2 protein-coding genes are annotated in these 1,843 nt (G+C 62.6%); both read left to right on the top strand.

Annotated elements, in window-relative coordinates; genetic code table 11:
• Positions 1-189 precede the first annotated feature (189 nt).
• Positions 190-1,338, top strand: coding sequence for an iron-containing alcohol dehydrogenase (locus AC1DLB_RS29010; protein WP_019580746.1), 1,149 nt, complete (start codon positions 190-192; stop codon positions 1,336-1,338).
• A 91-nt stretch (positions 1,339-1,429) separates the two neighbouring features.
• The coding region (locus AC1DLB_RS29005) for a ribulose-phosphate 3-epimerase (RefSeq protein WP_477786189.1) at positions 1,430-1,843 on the top strand (414 nt) is incomplete at its 3' end.

The raw sequence follows: 1,843 nt of genomic DNA, 5'->3' as shown, positions 1-1,843 counted from the left end.
TGGAATGGCTGCGTGGGCGCAGCGAAAAACTGCGCACCGCCCAAGCCTGACGCCAACTGCGATCGTTCCCGCGCGAGCGTGGGAACGATCGACAGAAGCACCTCGATCATTCACCAACTTAATAGCAGACAAACCCCAATCCCCAGCTACTATTGTGCCCAGCTCCCCTATCTATAAGAGGCTGCGCACATGAGTCTTTCCTCTTTCAAAATCGCTCACAAACTGATCACCGGCGCAGGTGCCATCGAGCAACTGGCGGCCGAGCTCACACGTCTGGACATCGACAACCCGCTGATCGTCACCGATGCCGCGCTGGTCAAGTCCGGCACGGTGGAGCTGGCGCTGGCGCAGCTGGGCGAGCGCAGTTATGAGATTTTCGACCGGGTGTTGCCGGACCCGGAAATCGCCATCGTCGAAGATTGCATGCGGGTTTACCGTGAGGGTGGGCATGACGGGCTGATCGGCCTCGGCGGCGGCAGTGCCATCGATATCGCCAAGAGTGTTGCCGCCTATGCCGGTTATCACGGTGCGCTGGAGGATTTGTTCGGCATCGATCAGGTGCCGCGCAAAGGCCCGCCGCTGATCGCCATCCCGACCACCGCCGGCACCGGTTCGGAAGTGACCAACGTGGCCATCCTCTCCGACAAGGTCGCGCAGCTGAAGATGGGCATCATCAGCGATTACCTGTTGCCGGACGTGGCGCTGGTCAGCCCGCAAATGACCCTGACCTGCCCGCGCAGTGTCACCGCCGCCAGTGGCGTCGATGCGCTGGTGCACGCCATCGAGTCCTACCTGTCGCTCAACGCCTCGCCCATCACCGATGCCTTGGCCATTGGCGCGATCAAGCTGATTACCAAGGCGCTGCCCAAGGCTTACGCCAATCCCGCCCACCTGCAAGCCCGCGAAGACATGGCCACCGCCAGCCTGATGGCCGGCATGGCGTTCGGCAATGCCGGGGTCGGTGCGGTGCATGCGTTGGCGTATCCGCTGGGTGGGCGTTTCAACATTGCCCATGGTGTCAGCAATGCCTTGCTGCTGCCGTATGTCATGACCTGGAACAAGATGGCCTGCGTGGAACGCATGCAGGATATTGCCGAGGCCATGGGGGTGAAGACCGCTCATCTGAGCGCCAGTGAGGCGGCGGATAAAGCCGTGGAGGCGATGACCGAGCTGTGCGCCGCCGTGGAGATCCCGCGAGGTCTGCGCAGTTTCGGGGTGCCCGAGGAGGCGATCCCGGCCATGGCCGTGGAAGCCGCTGGCACCGAACGCCTGATGCGCAACAATCCGCGCAAGTTGAGCGCCACCGATATCGAGAAGATCTACCGAGCGGCCTACTAGGACTTGCCCCAATCATCGCAGCACGGTGCGCGCGTCAAAGCATGAGGTATACAATGCGCGCCATCGTGATTCTGCTCAGAAAAGGTGCGTCATGCAGCCCTTCGTTATTGCTCCGTCGATTCTCTCCGCCGACTTCGCCCGCCTGGGCGAGGAAGTGGACAACGTCCTGGCCGCCGGCGCCGACTTCGTGCACTTCGATGTCATGGACAACCACTACGTGCCGAACCTGACCATCGGCCCGATGGTCTGCTCCGCGCTGCGCAAGTACGGCGTGACCGCGCCGATCGACGCGCACCTGATGGTCAGCCCGGTGGACCGCATCGTCGGTGACTTCATCGAAGCCGGTGCGACCTACATCACCTTCCACCCGGAAGCCACGCTGCACGTCGACCGTTCCCTGCAACTGATCCGCGAAGGCGGCTGCAAGGCGGGCCTGGTGTTCAACCCGGCGACCCCGCTGGACGTGCTCAAGTACGTGATGGACAAGGTCGACATGATCCTGCTG

The sequence above is a fragment of the Pseudomonas sp. 05N434 genome (genome assembly GCF_056396965.1).
This window is presented reverse-complemented; position numbering and strand designations above follow the sequence as displayed.